The organism is Streptomyces sp. CB02959 (assembly GCF_002803155.1).
Lineage (GTDB): Bacteria > Actinomycetota > Actinomycetes > Streptomycetales > Streptomycetaceae > Streptomyces.
This window is the reverse complement of sequence record NZ_NNBP01000011.1, coordinates 165,067-181,481: the sequence shown is the minus strand read 5'-3', so window position 1 is coordinate 181,481 and position 16,415 is coordinate 165,067. Positions and strand designations below refer to the sequence as shown.

Sequence of the window (16,415 nt, the reverse complement as noted above, 5' to 3'; positions counted from 1 at the left end):
CGGTCAGTCGCGGCCCCGGGCGCGCTTGAACCGGGCCAGTCCGTCGGCGAGTTGGACCAGGGGTTCGGGGTAGTCGTAGCCGGCGCGCTCGTCGGCCGGGAGTTTCCATGGCTGGTGGACGGCGGGCGCGGCGAGCCCTGCGAGTTCGGGCACCCAGCGGTGGACGTAGGCGCCGTCGGGGTCGTACCGCTTGGCCTGGAGGACCGGGTTGAGGACGCGGTTGGGGCGGGTGTCGGTGCCGGTTCCGGCCACCCACTGCCAGTTGAGCTGGTTGTTGGCGAGGTCGCCGTCCACCAGCAGGTCCAGGAAGTGCCGGGCGCCCACCCGCCAGTCCACGTAGAGCGTCTTGGTGAGGAAGCAGGCGGTGAGCAGGCGGCCGCGGTTGTGCATCCAGCCCTCGTGGCGCAGTTGGCGCATGGCCGCGTCGATCACGGGATATCCGGTGCGGCCGGCCTTCCAGGCGGCGATCTCGTCCGCCGCCGATTCCTCGGTGCGCCAGTGGTCGTGGCGGGTGCGGTAGTCGGCGGCGGCCGCTTCGGGCCGGGCGGCGAGGACCTGGTGGTGGAAGTCCCGCCAGGCGAGCTGGCGGACGAAGGCGTCGGCGCCGGGGCCGCCGAGCCGGCGGGCCCGGTGGACCAGCTCGACGGGCGAGAGGGTGCCGAAGTGCAGGTGCGGGGAGAGCCGCGAGGTGGCGTCGCCGGGCAGGTCGTCGTGGCGGTCCTCGTAGGCCGCCGCATCGCTGCGCAGCCATGCCGTCAGCCGGGCCCGGCCCGCCGCCTCGCCGCCCGCCGCCAGTCCTTCCGAGACCCCGGACCGGTCCTTGGTCGACGGCAGGTCCGCCGAGCCGAGGTGTTCGGGCACCGGGACCTTGCGCGGCGCGGCCAACGGGTCGCGCAGGTGCTGCCGGGCCCAGTGCCGGAAGTAGGGGGTGAAGACCGCGAAGTGGTCGGAGGAGGCCGGGACGACCGCGCCGGGCGGAACCGCGGTGATCACCGCGTCGTGCACGCACAGCCGGCGCCGCTCGGCCTGGAGCGCGCGGCGCAGCCGTTCCTCGCGGCGGGTGGCGTAGCCGCTGACCCCGGCGGCCACGTGCACCTCGGTGGCGTCCGCCTCGGCGGCCACCCGGCAGACCTGCTCGACGACGTCACCGGCCCGGACCACCAGCCGGCCGCCGCGCTCGCGCAGGCCGGCGTCGAGTTGGGTGAGGCAGTCGGCGAGGAACGCGCGGCGGTTGGGGGCGCTGAAGCCGGTCGCGGCGAGGGCGTCGTCGTGGACGAACAGCGGGACGACGGCGTCGGCGGAGCGGAGGGCCGCGCGCAGCGGCGGGTGGTCGTGCAACCGCAGATCGGAGGTGTAGAGGACGACGGCGACGGTCACGGGGCAACTCCCTTGTCGGCCTTGCGTGTTGGTTCGGTGGCCGTGGCGGCGGCGCGGGCGATGTTGCGTGCCATCCCGCCGAAGACCACGGCGTGGAAGGGTGACACGCTCCACCAGTACGCATGGCCGAGCAGTCCGTGCGGGTGGAACACGGCGCGCTGCCGGTAGTGCGCCCGACCGTCGCCCGTGGCCCGGCAGGACATCTCCAGCCAGGCCAGGCCCGGCAGCCGCATCTCGGCGCGCAGTCGCAGCAGCCGCCCCGGTTCGATCTCCTCCACCCGCCAGAAGTCCAGCGAGTCGCCGACCCGGAGCCGGCTGGCGTCGCGGCGGCCGCGGCGCAGTCCGACCCCGCCGACCAGCCGGTCCAACCAGCCGCGGACGGCCCAGGCGAGCGGGAAGGAGTACCAGCCGTGCACACCGCCGACGCCCTCGATGACGCGCCAGAGCACGTCGGGCGGGGCGTCCACGTCGCGTTCCCGGCAGTCGGTGTAGAGGCTGCCGCCGGCCCAGTCCGGGTCGGTGGGCAGGGGGTCGCTGGGGGCGCCGGGCACCGAGGCGGACGACCAGCGGGTGGTGACCTGGGCGTCCCGGATGCGTTGGAGCGCCAGGGACACGGCGGTGTCGAAGTCGAACGGGTGGCCCGGCGGGTCCGGCACGTAGCGGGCGATGTCGCGCTCCTGGCACACGACTTCGTGGCGCAGTGACTCGGTGAGCGGGCGCGCGATCTTCGAGGGCACCGGTGTGACCAGGCCGACCCAGTGGCTGGAGAGGCCCGGGGTGAGCACCGGCACGGACAGGATGAGCCGGCGCGGCAGTCCGGCGGCCTTCGCGTAGCGGCCCATCATCGTGCGGTAGGTGAGGACGTCCGGGCCGCCGATGTCGAAGGTGCGGTTGACGTCCGCCGGCAGCCGGGCGCAGCCGACGAGGAGCCGCAGCACGTCGCGGACGGCGATCGGCTGGGTCCGGGTGCGGACCCACCTCGGTGTGACCATGACCGGGAGCCGTTCGGTGAGGTAGCGCAGCATCTCGAAGGAGGCCGACCCGGAGCCGATGATGACGGCGGCGCGGAGCACCGCGGTCGGCACGCCCGAGTCGAGCAGCACCCGGCCCACCTCGGCGCGCGACCTCAGGTGGGGGGACAGTTCGTCCTCGGGGACGTCGGCGGGGGTGAGCCCGCCGAGGTAGACGATGCGCCGGACGCCGGCGGCGCGGGCCTGTTCGCCGAAGATCCGGGCGGCCCGGCGGTCGGTCTCCTCGAAGTCCTTGCCGGTGCCCAGGGCGTGCACCAGGTAGTAGGCGACGTCGATCCCGTGCATCGCCGCGCCCACCGAGGCGGCGTCGGTGACGTCGCCGCGCACCGCCTCCACGTCGCCCGCCCAGGGGTGGTCGCGCAGTTTGCCCGGGTGGCGTGCCAGGCAGCGGACGGTGTGCCCGGCGGCCAGGAGTTCGGGCACCAGCCGGCCGCCGATGTACCCGGTGGCGCCGGTGACCAGACAGGCCCGCCCGGGGCGTTCCTCCGGGAGTGTCTCCGGGGCGTCCATGCTGCCGCCACCGCCTCTCGCCTTGTTGCCGTGTCGCCTTCCCGGACATCACATCGGCTCCGGGGGCCCGTTCGGACGCGCCACGCCGCCGGGCCGTCCGGGCCTCCGCGACGGCGGGCGCGGTCCGGCCCGGTGCGGGTCAGGTGCGCGTGTCGTCCGGCAGCACGGAGTGGACGTAGGCGTCGAGCCAGGTCCGGATTATCAGGAAGCCCCCTATGACCACACCCCGCAACGCCTCCCCCGCCACCGGGCCGCTGCTCGTCACCGGCGCCACCGGCACCACCGGCACCACCGGCAGCCGCCTCGCGGCCCGGCTGACCGCGGCCGGGCACCCGGTCAGGGCCGCCAGTCGCCGCGGTGGCCGCGCACGCCCTGACCGACCCGGCGCCCCACAACACCGACTGGATCCTCACCGGACCGCAGGCCCTCTCCTACGACGCCGTCGCCGCCGTCGTCACCGAGGTCAACGGTCGACCGGTACGCCACCGCGCGGTGTCAGAAGAGGAGATGCGCGCACGGCACGCGCGGATGGTGGCGGACGCCGTTCGCCAGCCGGGTGCCGCACGCGCCGGCGACGAATTCCGCGGCCGACGCCGCGCTCGGGGAGTCGTAGACCTCCAGCATCAGGTAGACGGCGATCGGCCCGGCGGTGTGCGAGCCGGGCCTGCACTGGTCGTGATGTTCACCAGGCAGCCGCCCATCTCGCGTTCCGGGGCCCTGAACGCGCTGTTCACGTTGGCGAACGTCGCGTGTCCGAGTGCCGCGGCGACCGTCTCGGGCTTCAGGTAGCCGCCGCACCCCTTGGTGACACCGTCGGTCAGCGCCTTGTTCCCGGCGTTGCCGTCCGGCTTCCCGTCGCCTCCCTCGCAGCCGGCCACCAGTAGCAGTGCCGCGCCCCGGACGGCCGACACGGATCCGCGCCGTCCCATGCCCATCCCCCACCGCTCCGGCGTGCCACCGCCTCATGTCCATGGCGAAGCAGGGCCTTAGCAGGCAGTCGGGGGCGGTGACCGGACACCGGCGCCGGGTGCGAACCCGGCGTCCGCACCGGGTAGTTGGCGGTGGACGGCGGGCGCGTCGCCCCCCAACCGATCAGGTAGGCGGCGCCTCAGCCCCGGGTCATCCGGACCTCCGCGACTTCCATCAGCCCGTCGAGTTCGACCCGGCCCGCGGTCTGGCCGGGGTGCACCGTGAGACCGTCCCGGCGCACCAGATCGAGCAGCCGCTCGGCGAGCGGCAGCACCATGTGGCGGCCCCAGCAGCGCTCGTTGGCATGGCCGAACGGCAGGTACCCGGGGTGGTCGTCCGGGTCCAGGTCCGCCCACCGCTCGGGGCGGAAGACGTCGGGGTCCTCCCACAGCGCGGGGTCGCGGTGGCTCAGGAGGGGCAGCAGCAGGAGGTCGTCCGCCGGGCCGATCCGGCCGTCCACCGCGGTGAATTCGGGTGAGGCCGCCCGGAGGATGTTCCAGGACGGCGGCAGCAGCCGGAGCGCCTCGGCGAGGACGTGCCGGTTCGGGACGGAGTCGTCGAACGGTGCGCCCAGCCAGACCGCGTTGGTGACCAGTGCGGCCACGGTGAAGCAGACGGGCGCCGCCACCCGCCGGTAGAGGTACATCGCGTACCGGCGGTCCGGGAAGCCGGTGGAGTCGAGGACGAGGGTGGCGAGTTTCGAGAGGGGTTCGACATGGGCGGGGCGGCGCAGGAGGGCGGCGCCCGACGTGACGGCGGACCAGGTCAGCTTCGGGGTGAGTTCCAGTCTGCGGTCGACCAGGACCCGGAAGCGCAGGAGTTCCCGTCCGAAGACGAGGTCCCGGAGGTAGGCGTGCGGCACCTGCGGCCACGGGCCGGTCAGGTCGACCGGCGTCTCCAACGGGCGCTGCAGCGCCTTCCGGACGTCGGCCGCCACGGCCTGCATATAGGCGGCGGCGTCGGCCCGGTCGACATGCCGGCCGAGGACGGGTTTGAAGGTCGGGCGCTCCTCGGCGTTGGCCGGCCGGCTGCGGAGCAGGGCGTCCATCAGGTCGGCGCCCGCGACGCCGATCGTGTTGGGCTCCAGCCGGAACAGGTCCTGGCCGGTGTGGCGGCTGAGCAGCGCGTCGATCCTGGGTGCGAAGCGCACCCGCCGGCCGCCGCGGCTGACGGTCGGTCGCTGGGGCATCGGGAACCTCCGGGAACGCGGGCCGGTGGCGGGCCTTCACGCCCGGCCCACCACCGTCCTCTACGGGCGTGGGCCGGTCAGATCCAGCCGTACCACGCATACGCCTTGAGGCTCTTTTCGCTGCGCATCCGCTTCACGAGACGAACGAACTTCATCCGTACCTCCATGGCGGGGAAGGTCTGTTCCCCAGTGGCAGGCCGTCGAATGGGTCTTCGACCGCCGCAGAAGTGAATGCCGGGGGCATGACGGCGTCAAGTGACCCGTATCACGTCAAAGAACAACTGCCCTGTGTTTCAAGGGCGTTCGCGGCGGGGGTGGCGGAAAACGCGCCGCACGGTGGGCGATTGATCCCGATGTAGCGTATATACATGCCAAATACCGCATAGAACGGCAGTGTTGGTGGTTGTCGTGAAGCGTCGAAGATTTTACGGAACGGGGGACCTGCGCACCCGCGGTGTACCGGTCGGGTCACTCCCGCGTGCCGGGCGCCGCCCCGTACCGGCCGGCCAGGACGGCCACCGCCTCGGCGACCGCCCGGCGCAGGGCGGGCGGACCCAGGACCTCCGCCTCCGCACCCAGTCTGAGCAGGTCGCCGACGGCCACCGCCGGTCCCTCGACCGGCATCTCCACCACCGTCCAGCCGTCCGCGTCCGGCTCTCCGGCGTCCTCCAGGGCCCGCCGCCCCACCGCGCCGTAGAGCATCGGCAGCAGCCGGCGCGCCTGCGGGGAGATCCGCAGGCGCGCCGTGTCCTGGTGCAGCGCCGCCTCCAGGCGGCGGGACGACTCCGCCCAGTAGGCGGCCAGGTCGAAACCGGCCGGTCGCACGAACGCCTCGTCCGTGAGGTCCACGGCCAGGAACCGGGCGATCCGGTACGTCCGCACCGCCTCGTCGACGGACGCCACCAGGTACCAGATGCCGCCCTTGAGGACGATCCCGAGCGGGCGCAGTTCCCGGTGGACCTCGCCGCGCCAGCGCCGGTAGTGGGCGCGCAGCACCCGCTGCTCCCACACCGCCCGCGCGATCGGCGCCAGGTGCGCGACCGGGTCGGCGTCCCGGAACCACGCCGGGGCGTCGAGGTGGAAGCGGTCCTGGATCCGCCGGGTGCGCTCGGCGAGTTCGGCCGGGAGCGCCGCCTGGACCTTCAGCTGGGCGGTCGCCAGCACCGCGCCCAGTCCCAGGTCGCGGGCCGGGCCGGGAGCTCCGGCGAGGAAGAGCGCACCGGCCTCGGCGTCGGTGAGCCCGGTCAGTCGGGTGCGGTAGCCGTCCATCAGGCGGTAGCCGCCGTCGGGCCCGCGGTCGGTGCGGACCGGGACGCCGGACGCGCCGAGCGCCTCGATGTCCCGGTAGACCGTGCGGACCGACACCTCCAGTTCCGCGGCGAGTGCGGTGGCGGTCATCCGTCCGCGGTTCTGGAGCAGCAGGAGCAGGGCGAGGAGCCGGTCGGCGCGCATGGCCCGATTGTCCCGGGTACCTGACAGAAGGTGTCAGGTACCGCGGTCAGGCTGGTCGCACACCGCACACGTACCAGCCGTGCGGCAGACCGAAAGGACAGCCATGCCCGCGCAGACCACCGGCCGCATCACCTACGCCGACTGGGAGGAGCGCCCGGTCGGCGCGGAGGACACGAGCCCGCGGCTCGCCCACGCCTCCGTCACCAACTCCTTCTCCGGCGGCATCGAGGCCGCCCGCACCACCTGCGAGTACAGCATCGTCTACACCTCGGACAGGACCGGGACGTTCACCGGCATGGAGCTGCTGACCGGCCGCCTGGAAGGGCGGGCGGGCACCTTCGTCGTCGAGGAGCGCGGCACGTTCGACGCCGACGGCACGGTGCGCTGCACCTTCGCGGTCGTGCCCGGATCGGCCACCGGGGACCTGGCCGGGCTGACCGGATCGGGCAGCTACACCTGCCGGGCCGGCGAACCGTCCTTCCCCTACGCCTTCGACTACCAGGTGGGCTGAGCGCCGCCGGGCGGGCCGGCGGGGTACCGGCCCGCCCGGTGTCAGCGGCAGCCGAGGAGTTCGGCGACCCGGCTGAACCCGTCCCCGCCGTGGCCCCGTCCGATGGCGCGGCGGGCCAGTCCCTCCGCGGCCCGGATCACCCCCGAGTCGATACCGTGCGCCTCGGATGCCTGGACGATGTGGGCCATGGACGAGGCGGCCGAGGTGAGCGCGCTGCTCGCCCCGGAGTGGTTGCCGTCGTCCACGTCCGCCGCGATCTGTTCGAAGATCGGCGGGAGGATCGCGCCGATGCCCTTGGCGAACGGTGCCAGCTCGCGGGCGGTGATGCCCTCGGCGCGGGCCACCGCCAGGGCGTGTGCGTATCCGGTCATCGCGGTCCAGAAGAGGTCGAGCAGCGCCACGTCGTGGGCCGCGGCCCGGCCGATGTCCGCGCCGAGGTGGGTGTGGGTGCCGCCGAGCGTGTCGAGCACCGGCCGGTGCGCGTCGTAGAGGTCCGCGGGGCCGCTGTGGAGGAAGACGCCGTGCGGGGTGCCGATGGTGGTGATCGGGGTCATGATCGCGCCGTCGAGGTAGCGGACGCCGTGGTCGGCCGCCCAGTCGGCGGTGGCCCGCGCGTCGCCCGGGGTGCCGGCGGTCAGGTTGAGCACGGTGCGGCCCTTCAGGGCGTCGGCGACCGCGGGCCGGCGCAGAATGGCCGTCGCCGCCTCGTAGTTGACCACGCAGACCACGGTCAGGTCGCTCGCGGCAACCGCCTCCTCCGCGGTCCGAGCGCCGGCCGCGCCCCGCTCGATCAGGGTCCGGTCGCGGCCCGGTGTGCGGTTCCAGACCGTGGTCCGGACCCCCGCCTGCAGGAACGCGTCGGCCAGGGCCCGGCCCATCGGTCCCAGACCGAGCACGGTGACGGCCCGCCGCGCGGCGGGTTCGGAGGCGGATCGGGCGGACGTGGTGGGCGTAGGGGCAGAGGTGGACATGATGCGGTGCGACTCCTCGGGAATGCGGAAATACGGAAATACCGAACCGGTGAAAGCGATTCGTAGAAGGGAGAGAAGAAGGCGTACGAAGAGACGAGCGGAAGGAACGGGGCGACGATGACGCGCAGCCGGGCCCGGGATCGGGATGTCTGTGGGACGACCGCGGCGATCGCCGTGATCGACGGCAAGTGGAAGACGCCACTGCTGTGGTTGTTGGAGTCCGGCCCGCGCCGGCCCAGCGAGTTGCGCCGGCTCCTGCCGGGGCTGAGCGAGAAGGTGCTGACTCAGGCACTCCGCGAGATGACCGACGACGAGCTGGTGCAACGGGAGGTGCACGAGGTGCTGCCGCTCAAGACCGAGTATGCGCTGACCCCGTTCGGCCGCGAGTTGGCCGAGGCGATGGCGCCTCTCGACGCCTGGGGCCACCGCCGTCTGGAGAAGCTCGCCGAGGCGGAGAACGCCTCCTGACGCAACGTCACTTCACCTCCGTCCGGTCCGTTCGCGGGCGGCCCGGTGACCGCCTGCGAACAGCCTCTCCCGGCCGCGGCGGGCTGCCAAGTACGCACAAAAAAGTGGGTATCGGGGGACCGCCCGGGCCGCGGCCAACCGGCCCGGGCGGCACTGTTCGGCCGACCGTCAGGGGTACGCCACCACGGTCGACGGGACGGTCGTGCTGCCCGAGGTCGGCGCGCCGGTGTCGTTGATGACGCGTTCGAACTGGCCCTTGCCCCCGAGCGAGACGACCAGCAGGTCGTGGAACTTCACCCCCGGGGCGTCGGGGGCGGCGAAGCCGTGGTGCTGGACGATGCCGGGGTCGACGTTGTAGTAGCAGTAGCTGCCGAGCCCCCATGCCTCGTGGGTGGTGACCGAGTCGGCGACCTTGTAGGCGGCGTAGCCCTTGATGTCGCCGTCCTGGACGGCGGCCTGGTCGGGGGCGTCGTACGCCTTCTCGTTCTGCAGGAAGACGGTGCGGCCGCGCTGCCCGTACCACTGCACGTCGTACTTGTTGAAGTGCTCCACGAACAGTCCGGTGGCCAGTACGTCGTCGCCGTTGACGCGGATGCCGTAGTCGGCGCGGTTGGTCTCCCAGCCGACGCCGTCGCCGTGGTCGGCGCGCCAGACCCAGGTGTGGTCGATGAGGGTGTGCCGGCTGTTGACCACGATGCTGGTGGTGGCCTTGCCGGGGCCGGCGCCGCCGATGCGGAGGAACACGTCCTGGACGGTGGTCGGGTTGGCGGAATGGTCCGCCGAGGCGCCGGCCGGGCCGATTTCGAGGAGCGTTTCGGAGTTGACCGGTCCGGCGTCGATGAGGAAGCCGGCCAGCCGGATGCCGTCGACGTCGGCGGTCTTCAGGGCGGTGACACCGTTGTCGGGGATCAGTGTGGCGTAGCCGAGACCCAGTACGACGGTGTTGGCCGCGGTCACCCGGATCGGCTGGTCCAGGTGGTAGATGCCGGGGGTGAGCAGCAGGTGGAGGCCCTGGGCGAGGGCCTGGTTGAGGGTGGCCGCGGAGTCCCCGGGCTTGGCGACGTAGAACTGCGACAGGGGCAGCGAGGTGCCGCGCGGGGTGCCGTTGCCCCAGGTGACGCCGCGGGCGTTGGTGCGCTGCTCGGGCAGGAAGACCCGGTACCCGCCGCCGTCGATGTGGAGGAAGGGCTTCTCGCGGGAGACGGGGGTGGTGTCCAGCACGGTGTAGGGCGGGTTCGGGAAGGTCTGGCCGGGGGCGCCCTCGACTCCCGAGAAGACCATGTTCCACACCCCGTTGGACCAGCCGCCGACGGCGCTGTCGCGGGTGTACCACTGCTGTTGGGAGCGCGGCTCCACCGTTCCGTCGATCCGGCTGTCGGCGAGGTAGCCGCCGCTGGCCCAGCCGTCGCCGGCGGGGGCCAGGTTGAGGCCGCCGCGGACGTGCATCCGGCGGAACGGGGCTGCCTGGGCGACGGCCCAGCGGTTGGTGCCGCTGACCGGGACGAGGGCGAGGTTCTCGGCGGAGCGCCAGAAGTTCTGGGTGGCGTTGCCGTCGAACCAGCCGGCGTCCACGGTGACATCGCCGTTGATGGTGGTGTCGTCGGGTGACAGCCCCAGGCCGGCTATCGAGGTGTAGAAACCGAGTTGGGCGTTGAGGCCGTGGTACGTGCCCGGTTTGAACAGCAGGGCGTACCGCCCGCTGTCGAACTGCGCCTTCTCCTGCTTCTTGAACACCTCGTCCAACGTCGCCTGGATGCCGGGGGTGGACGGGTCGAAGACCAGGACGTTGGGGCCCAGGTCGCCGCCGCCGGGCAGGGCGTGCGGGGTCCTGCGCGGTGCGGCGGCGGCCGTCCCGGCGAGGCCGAGCAGGGTGGGGGCCGCGGCGGCCGCGGCGGCGGCGCCGAGGACGGACCGGCGCCGGACGGCGGGCTGTCCGGGGGTGGGGGATTCCTTGGAGGCAGGGGTCATGGGCGACTCTCCTGATTCAGGAAGTGAAGACGTGGGGGGTGGGGAGCGCGCTCCCGCCGTCGCATGCTTCAGCTTCGTGAAGGGTGCGTCAAGAGTCATGACCAGAGTTCCGCGTGGCGGCACCAACCCGCCATCAAGTTACGTGCCCATAAGGGCAGTTGGTGCCGTTACGCGGCGCCGGGCGCATTCACCGGCGTATTCCTGTCGCGTTCAAGAAGTGTCCGGTGCGGTGGTTCACTTCACCGTCTGGTCCCCGTCGGGCAGGTCCTGGACGGTGACCTTGCCGCGCGGCTGGCCGAGCCCGTCGGCCACCGCCCGGGCCAGGCCGTCGGGGTCGGGCCGGGAGGGCACCGGGACCTGCGCGCCGTCCGGATAGCTCTCGATCGCCCTGGTGAAGTAGCCGGGGTGCCAGGCACCGACCGCGCCCCGCACCTCCACGGCGCGTACCGCCCGCGTCCCGACGCGCCGCGCGACCGCGGCGAGGATCCGGTCCGACCGGTACTCCCCGGGCACCTGGAACAAACTGGCGTGCGCGCCGACCAGCCCACCGCCCGCCAGGCGGACGGTGACCGTCAGGCAGCTGGTCACGGCGGGGTAGGTGAGCGTGCCGCCGGGCCCGACCTCGCCGACCTGCCCCTCGGTGATCCTGATCGCGGCGGCCGGGGCCACGGCGGGGGCGCTCGCCGCCGGGCCCGCCTGGGCCTGTGCCGCTCCGGCCGCCCCCGCCTGGAGGGCCAGCGCCACGGCGAGCACCGCTGCCGCACGGTTGCGGGTACGCGCCATCGCTCCGCCGCCCGTCACTCGAAGCGTGACGGGTCACCGGCGCCGCGCCGCACGATCTCGGCACCGCCCTCCGAGAAGTCGACGACCGTGGTGGGCTCGGTGCCGCAGTCGCCGGAGTCGACCACCGCGTCGACCACGTGGTCGAGGCGTTCCTTGATCTCCCAGCCCTGGGTCAGCGGCTCGTCCTCGTCGGGCAGCAGCAGGGTGCTGGAGAGCAGCGGTTCGCCCAGCTCGGCGAGGAGTGCCTGGGTGACGGTGTGGTCCGGGATCCGGACGCCGACGGTCTTCTTCTTCGGGTGGAGCAGCTGGCGCGGGACCTCCTTCGTCGCGGGGAGGATGAAGGTGTAGCGGCCGGGGGTGGCCGCCTTGATCGCGCGGAACACGTCGTTGTCGATCTGTACGAACTGGCCCAGCTGCGCGAAGTTCTGGCACACCAGGGTGAAGTGGTGGCGGTCGTCGAGGTTGCGGATCGACCGGATGCGGTCGATCCCGTCCCGGCTGCCCAGCTGGCATCCCAGGGCGAAGCAGGAGTCGGTGGGGTAGGCGATGAGCGCACCGGAGCGGATGGCGTCGGCGACCGTGGTGACGGTGCGGCGCTGCGGGTTTTCCGGGTGGACGTCGAAGTACTTGGCCATTTTCGCGAGTCTAGGTGATCGTCGCGCCGGTCGGCGTTCCCGGCGCGGGCGGCGCCGGCCCTGTTGTGCGGGGCTTCAGCAGGCGCGGCGGACGTAGCCGTGCTCGCCGGGGCGGCCGACGTCGCGGTCGCGCAGGGTGAGGGAGAGCCGGGCGCCCCAGGTGCGGCAGCCGGTGTCGAAGTCCGTGCGCCGGTACTCGATGTCGAAGACCCGGTCGTCGTAGGTCTCGGCGTAGTCGGAGCACTCCCGGTAGCGGGCGCATTCCTCGGTGACGGCGAAGTCGAAGCCGGTGCGGTGGCGTTCGGGGAGCAGGTCGCCGGCGTTCTTCTGTGCGGCGGCCAGTCCCCGGTCGTGGGCGCGGCGGGTCAGGAGGGCGGCGAAGGCCCGGGCGTCGTCCTTGGTGAGCAGGTCGTGGGAGCGTTCGTAGGAGTCGAGGTTGTCCGCTTCGACGGCGTCGAAGCCGGCCTGGGCGCAGCCGTCGATCCAGGGTCCCACCACGCCCAGCAGGGCGGTGCGCTTGGCGGGCGTGGAGATGTCGAGCAGCGGCTCGTCCCAGTCCTCGTCGACGACCGGCTCGCCGTCCCGGTCGCGCAGGAGGAGATCGGGGTGGTGTCGCCGCCACCACTGCCGGGCGTCGGCGCCGGGCTGCCCTTGGAAGGCGTTGACGTAGCAGATGCCGTAGCGGCCGGGGGCGGGTGGTGCGGCGCGGTCGCGGGAGACCACCGTGACGTCGTCGGCCGGGGGGTACGGTCCGCCGATCTGGTAGTCGAAGACGGCGTCGGCGGGCGGCAGTCGGAGGCCGTGGCGGGCGGTCTCCGTCGCGGTCGGGCGGCCGGGCGCGGGCGCGGGCGCGGGCGCGGTCCCGGCCGTGGAGCAGCCGGCGAGCGGCAGTGCGACGAGCACGAGGGCACCGGCGGCACGGCGGAGCGGCACGGGCATGCGAGACATGGAGGACACAGTAGCCACGGCGCGTCACTCCAACGGCCGGATCGACCGCCGCCCGGAAGGCCCCGCCCGGCGGACCAACACCGCCTCGTCGCAACGACATTGACTGTTCGTCAGCATCGGCGGACGTGACGCACCTCACATAGTCCAAAATGGATGATTGGCCATCCGGCCGGCTCCCCCGGCAGTTAGCTGAGCGCGTCAGTCTTTCGACCACTGAGCACCACACGGGGAGTGATCGCATGTTCCGCGTTCTGCGCGCGCTCGGCGCCGCCGCCCTCCTGGCGAGCCTGTCTCTCTCGGCGGCCCCGGCCGCAAGCGCGAGCACCGCCACGCGCACGGCCGTCGGCGGGGGCAGCGGCATCATCTTCCGGATGCAGCCGACGCCGGAGGAGCACAAGAGCTACTACGTCTGCACGCTCACCGCGGTCGGGCGCGACCAGGCCGGCAATCTGGTGGGCCTGACCAACGCCCACTGCTTCATCGACGAGCAGGGCAACAAGCTGGTGGGCGAGCAGGTCTACCTGGACTCCTCGCCCGTCGGGACGGCCGCCGCGCCCGCCCCGCTGGAGAACAGCACCCCGGACCTCAAGACCGGGTCCATCGGCACCGTGACGTACGTCAGCACGCCCAACAACCTGCTCAACACCGGCCCCAAGGGCCTGGACTTCGCGGTGATCCGCCTGGACGAGAGCCGGGTGGCGCCCACCAACACCGTCGGCGGGGTGACCATCACGTCGATCGGGGCACCGCCGGCCAACGGGACCCGGATGTGCAAGCAGGGCCACCGGACCGGCCTGACCTGCGGCATCAAGCTCGGCACCCACAACATGTGGTTCACCCACCTGATATGGACCGACGGCGGCGACTCCGGCTCGCCGGTGGTGAACGGCCAGACGCTGGTCGGCAACGCCTGGGGCGCCCAGCACAGTTCGCCGATCCTGAGCATCATCGACGAGATGAACGCGCAGGGCGGGGTGGGAGCCGGTTTCCACCTGGCGAGCTGAGCCGCACCGCGCGTCCGTGCCGCCCGGGGACCGTTCCCGGGCGGCACTTCGCGCATTGGTCCAGTCCAAACTGTTGACGTGCCCACGATGAAGGTTCACGCTGTGGGGCAATTGGTCTGGACCACCCCCCTCGTCGGCTCGTGGAGGTCAAGTGCCACCTCGTCACGTCAGAACTCTCGCCGCCGCGCTCGCGACGGCCGCACTCGCGCTGGGCGCCGCCGGCACGGCGCTCGCCACCGGCCACCGCACCGCGCCGCAGTCCTCCGCCGCGGCGACCGCCCCGGCCCCCACGGCCCTGGGCGCCAACTGGTACGCGGCGGCGCCCTACCTCATGCCGCTCGACAACGACCCGCCGGACGCCGGCGCGGTGATGGACGCCACCGGCCTCAAGGCGTTCCAACTCGCCTTCATCCTCGCGCCCAACGGCGGCGGCTGCTCGCCGACCTGGGACGGCCTCCACCCGGTGGCCTCGGACACCGCGGTGACCGGGGTGATCTCCGCGATCCGCGCCAAGGGCGGCGACGTCTCCGCGTCCATCGGCGGCTACAACGGCACCAAGCTGGGCCAGGCATGCGGCACGCCCGAGGCGACCGCCGCCGCCTACCAACAGGTCATCGACAAGTACGGCCTCAAGGCACTCGACTTCGACCTGGAGGAGCCGGAGTACGAGAACACCGCGGCCATCCACAACGAGATCGGCGCCGCCAAGATCCTCCAGCAGAAGAACCCCGGCCTCTACCTTTCCGTCACCACCGCCGGGACCGCCGACGGCACCGGCTGGTTCGGCAAGCAGATGCTGAACGAGGCCAAGTCCCAGTCCTTCGTCCCGGACAACTTCTCCATCATGCCGTTCGACGGCGGCTTCAACGGCGCCGCCGCCCAGACCTCCGCACTGACCAACTTCAACGCCGTACTGCGGTCCACCTTCGGCTGGGACGAGGCCACCGCCTACGCCCACGAGGGCATCTCGCAGATGAACGGGCGCAGCGACACCGGGGAGTTCTTCACCCAGGCGGACTTCCAGACCGTGCTGGACTTCGCCACCTCCCACCACATGGCGCGCTTCACCAACTGGTCCGTGAACCGGGACCGGCAGTGCACCCCACCGGACAACAACGGCCGGACCTCCGGCACCTGCAGCAGCGTCCCGCAGGGTGCCTGGGACTTCACCAAGTTCTCGGTGAAGTTCGCCGGCGCCACCCCGCCCACCACACCCCCGACCACCCCGCCGCCCACCACACCCCCGGGCGGCAGCTGCGCCGCCAGTCCCTACAGCGCGGGGACGGTCTACGTCGGCGGTGACACCGTCTCCTCCAACGGCCACACCTGGAAGGCCCGGTGGTGGACCCAGGGCGAGGCCCCGTCCACCGGCGGCTCGGGGGTCTGGCAGGACCTGGGCGCCTGCTGACCCACAGGGAGGAGCGGTCCGCCGGGCCGCTCCTCCCTCCTCCCGCGACCCCGCACCTCCGATGCGCCGAAGCTCACGCATCCCGGCAGCCGACCGGGGCAGACTCGGCGGTATGAGCGCCACTCCCCCGGTCCCCCACCCGCCCCGGACCATCGACGAGACCGAACTGCTGCGCGCGCTGCCGATGGCCGCGGCCGTCGACGCACTCCGCGCCGCACTGCGCGACGGGCCGGACCCCGAAGCCGATCCGCCGCGCACCATCGTGCCCGTCGAACACGGACAGCTGCTGCTGATGCCCGCGCACCGCAGCCGGTACGCGGGCGTCAAGGTCGCCACCGTCGCCCGCGACAACCCGGCCGCCGGACTGCCCCGCGTACAGGGCCAGTACCTGCTCTTCGACGCCCCGACCCTCGCCCCGCTCGCGCTGCTCGACGGCATCGCGCTCACCACCGTGCGCACCGCCGCGGTGTCCGCCCTCGCCGCCGACCTGCTCGCCGTTCCCGAGGCCGGCCGCCTGGTGGTGTTCGGCACCGGCCCGCAGGCCCGCGGCCACCTGGACGCGCTGCGCGCGGTGCGTCCGCTCAGCCACGTCACGGTGGTGGGACGCACCCCCGCGAACGTCGAGCGGTTCGTCGCGGCGGCCCGCCGGGACACCGGGCTCACCGTGCGGGCCGGCGAGCCCTCCGCCGTCGCCGGCGCCGACCTGGTCGCCTGCTGCACCACCGCCCGCACCCCGCTGTTCGACGGCGCCCTGCTCCCGCCGCACGCCACGGTGACCGCGGTCGGCTCCCACGAGCGCGGCAGCCGCGAGGTGGACGGCACCACCGTGCTGCGCAGCACGGTGGTGGTCGAGTCCCGGTCCGCCGCGGCCCGCGAAGCCGGCGACCTCATCCCGGAGCTGGAGAGCGGCCGGCTCGCCCGGGAGGCGCTGGTGACGCTCGCCGGACTGGCCGCCGGAGCCGCCACCGTGGCCCCGGACCGCCCCCGCCTCTTCAAGAGCGTCGGCATGGCCTGGGAGGACCTCGCGGTCGCGGGCGCCGCGTACGAAGCCACCTGACGGCACACTCACCGGCCGTTCCGACGATCCTCGTGCAATGCTGGGGGCGCCCGGCCGAGGCGCGTGACCTCGGTCGATGCCAAAGATGGGGAGCGTACGGCAGCGTGAAGGCAGCAATACGACGGACCGTTACC

18 protein-coding genes are annotated in these 16,415 nt (G+C 73.0%); 5 read left to right on the top strand and 13 right to left on the bottom strand.

The annotated features are described in order from the left end of the window. Positions 1-3 precede the first annotated feature (3 nt). The 8 genes from CG747_RS19670 to CG747_RS19650 all read right to left on the bottom strand — a co-directional run bounded on the left by CG747_RS19670 (position 4) and on the right by CG747_RS19650 (position 6,528). Positions 4-1,377, bottom strand: coding sequence for a deoxyribodipyrimidine photo-lyase (locus tag CG747_RS19670; RefSeq protein WP_100603068.1), 1,374 nt, complete (start codon positions 1,375-1,377; stop codon positions 4-6). After that, complete coding sequence (locus CG747_RS19665; protein ID WP_100603067.1) at positions 1,374-2,918, bottom strand: SDR family oxidoreductase; 1,545 nt, start codon at positions 2,916-2,918, stop codon at positions 1,374-1,376. The genes CG747_RS19670 and CG747_RS19665 overlap by 4 nt, the downstream gene beginning before the upstream one ends. Positions 2,919-3,057: 139 nt before the next feature. Continuing rightward, positions 3,058-3,210: a hypothetical protein gene (locus CG747_RS48105; protein WP_180985612.1), complete on the bottom strand. Its 153-nt coding sequence runs from the start codon at positions 3,208-3,210 to the stop codon at positions 3,058-3,060. Positions 3,211-3,413: 203 nt separating this feature from the next. After that, positions 3,414-3,542, bottom strand: coding sequence for a hypothetical protein (locus CG747_RS49580; protein ID WP_257980532.1), 129 nt, complete (start codon positions 3,540-3,542; stop codon positions 3,414-3,416). Next, on the bottom strand, positions 3,542-3,847 hold the full coding sequence (locus CG747_RS19660) for a hypothetical protein (RefSeq protein ID WP_146022108.1): 306 nt from the start codon (positions 3,845-3,847) through the stop codon (positions 3,542-3,544). The genes CG747_RS49580 and CG747_RS19660 overlap by 1 nt, the downstream gene beginning before the upstream one ends. A 179-nt stretch (positions 3,848-4,026) precedes the next feature. After that, entirely contained in the window at positions 4,027-5,076 is a 1,050-nt protein-coding gene (locus tag CG747_RS19655; RefSeq protein WP_100603065.1) for a cytochrome P450, read from the bottom strand. A 77-nt stretch (positions 5,077-5,153) separates the two neighbouring features. Further along, positions 5,154-5,231 (bottom strand): tryptorubin family RiPP precursor, encoded by a 78-nt coding sequence (locus CG747_RS51010; RefSeq protein ID WP_374701792.1) that lies wholly within the window; start codon positions 5,229-5,231, stop codon positions 5,154-5,156. Between the two features lie 313 nt (positions 5,232-5,544). After that, a complete protein-coding gene (locus tag CG747_RS19650) occupies positions 5,545-6,528 on the bottom strand; it encodes a YafY family protein (protein WP_100603064.1) in 984 nt (327 codons plus the stop codon). A gap of 103 nt (positions 6,529-6,631) precedes the next feature. Here CG747_RS19650 and CG747_RS19645 point away from each other — a divergent pair, with 103 nt between their 5' ends. After that, complete coding sequence (locus CG747_RS19645) at positions 6,632-7,039, top strand: DUF3224 domain-containing protein (protein WP_100603063.1); 408 nt, start codon at positions 6,632-6,634, stop codon at positions 7,037-7,039. Positions 7,040-7,080: 41 nt separating this feature from the next. Here the strand turns inward: CG747_RS19645 and CG747_RS19640 are convergent, their stop codons facing one another. Continuing rightward, positions 7,081-8,010 (bottom strand): NAD(P)-dependent oxidoreductase, encoded by a 930-nt coding sequence (locus tag CG747_RS19640; protein WP_100603062.1) that lies wholly within the window; start codon positions 8,008-8,010, stop codon positions 7,081-7,083. 117 nt (positions 8,011-8,127) lie between these two features. On the opposite strand from CG747_RS19640, the gene CG747_RS19635 reads away from it, so the two are divergent. Further along, complete coding sequence (locus tag CG747_RS19635; RefSeq protein ID WP_100603061.1) at positions 8,128-8,478, top strand: helix-turn-helix domain-containing protein; 351 nt, start codon at positions 8,128-8,130, stop codon at positions 8,476-8,478. Between the two features lie 168 nt (positions 8,479-8,646). Here the strand turns inward: CG747_RS19635 and CG747_RS19630 are convergent, their stop codons facing one another. The 4 genes from CG747_RS19630 to CG747_RS19615 form a co-directional block, all read right to left on the bottom strand. Next, positions 8,647-10,446: a coagulation factor 5/8 type domain-containing protein gene (locus CG747_RS19630; RefSeq protein WP_100603060.1), complete on the bottom strand. Its 1,800-nt coding sequence runs from the start codon at positions 10,444-10,446 to the stop codon at positions 8,647-8,649. Between the two features lie 234 nt (positions 10,447-10,680). Beyond that, on the bottom strand, positions 10,681-11,229 hold the full coding sequence (locus CG747_RS19625; RefSeq protein ID WP_100603059.1) for a hypothetical protein: 549 nt from the start codon (positions 11,227-11,229) through the stop codon (positions 10,681-10,683). Between the two features lie 14 nt (positions 11,230-11,243). Further along, a complete protein-coding gene (locus CG747_RS19620; protein ID WP_100603058.1) occupies positions 11,244-11,864 on the bottom strand; it encodes an L-threonylcarbamoyladenylate synthase in 621 nt (206 codons plus the stop codon). A gap of 75 nt (positions 11,865-11,939) precedes the next feature. Beyond that, positions 11,940-12,803, bottom strand: coding sequence for an endo alpha-1,4 polygalactosaminidase (locus CG747_RS19615; RefSeq protein WP_100603057.1), 864 nt, complete (start codon positions 12,801-12,803; stop codon positions 11,940-11,942). A 248-nt stretch (positions 12,804-13,051) separates the two neighbouring features. Here CG747_RS19615 and CG747_RS19610 point away from each other — a divergent pair, with 248 nt between their 5' ends. From CG747_RS19610 to CG747_RS19600, 3 genes are all read left to right on the top strand, one after another. Beyond that, positions 13,052-13,816, top strand: coding sequence for a trypsin-like peptidase domain-containing protein (locus CG747_RS19610; RefSeq protein WP_107490316.1), 765 nt, complete (start codon positions 13,052-13,054; stop codon positions 13,814-13,816). Between the two features lie 151 nt (positions 13,817-13,967). Continuing rightward, a complete protein-coding gene (locus CG747_RS19605; protein ID WP_100603056.1) occupies positions 13,968-15,224 on the top strand; it encodes a chitinase in 1,257 nt (418 codons plus the stop codon). Positions 15,225-15,336: 112 nt separating this feature from the next. Beyond that, the gene (locus CG747_RS19600) at positions 15,337-16,281 is read left to right on the top strand and encodes an ornithine cyclodeaminase family protein (RefSeq protein WP_100603055.1); all 945 of its coding nucleotides are present in this window, start codon (positions 15,337-15,339) and stop codon (positions 16,279-16,281) included. The last annotated feature ends 134 nt before the right edge of the window (positions 16,282-16,415 follow it).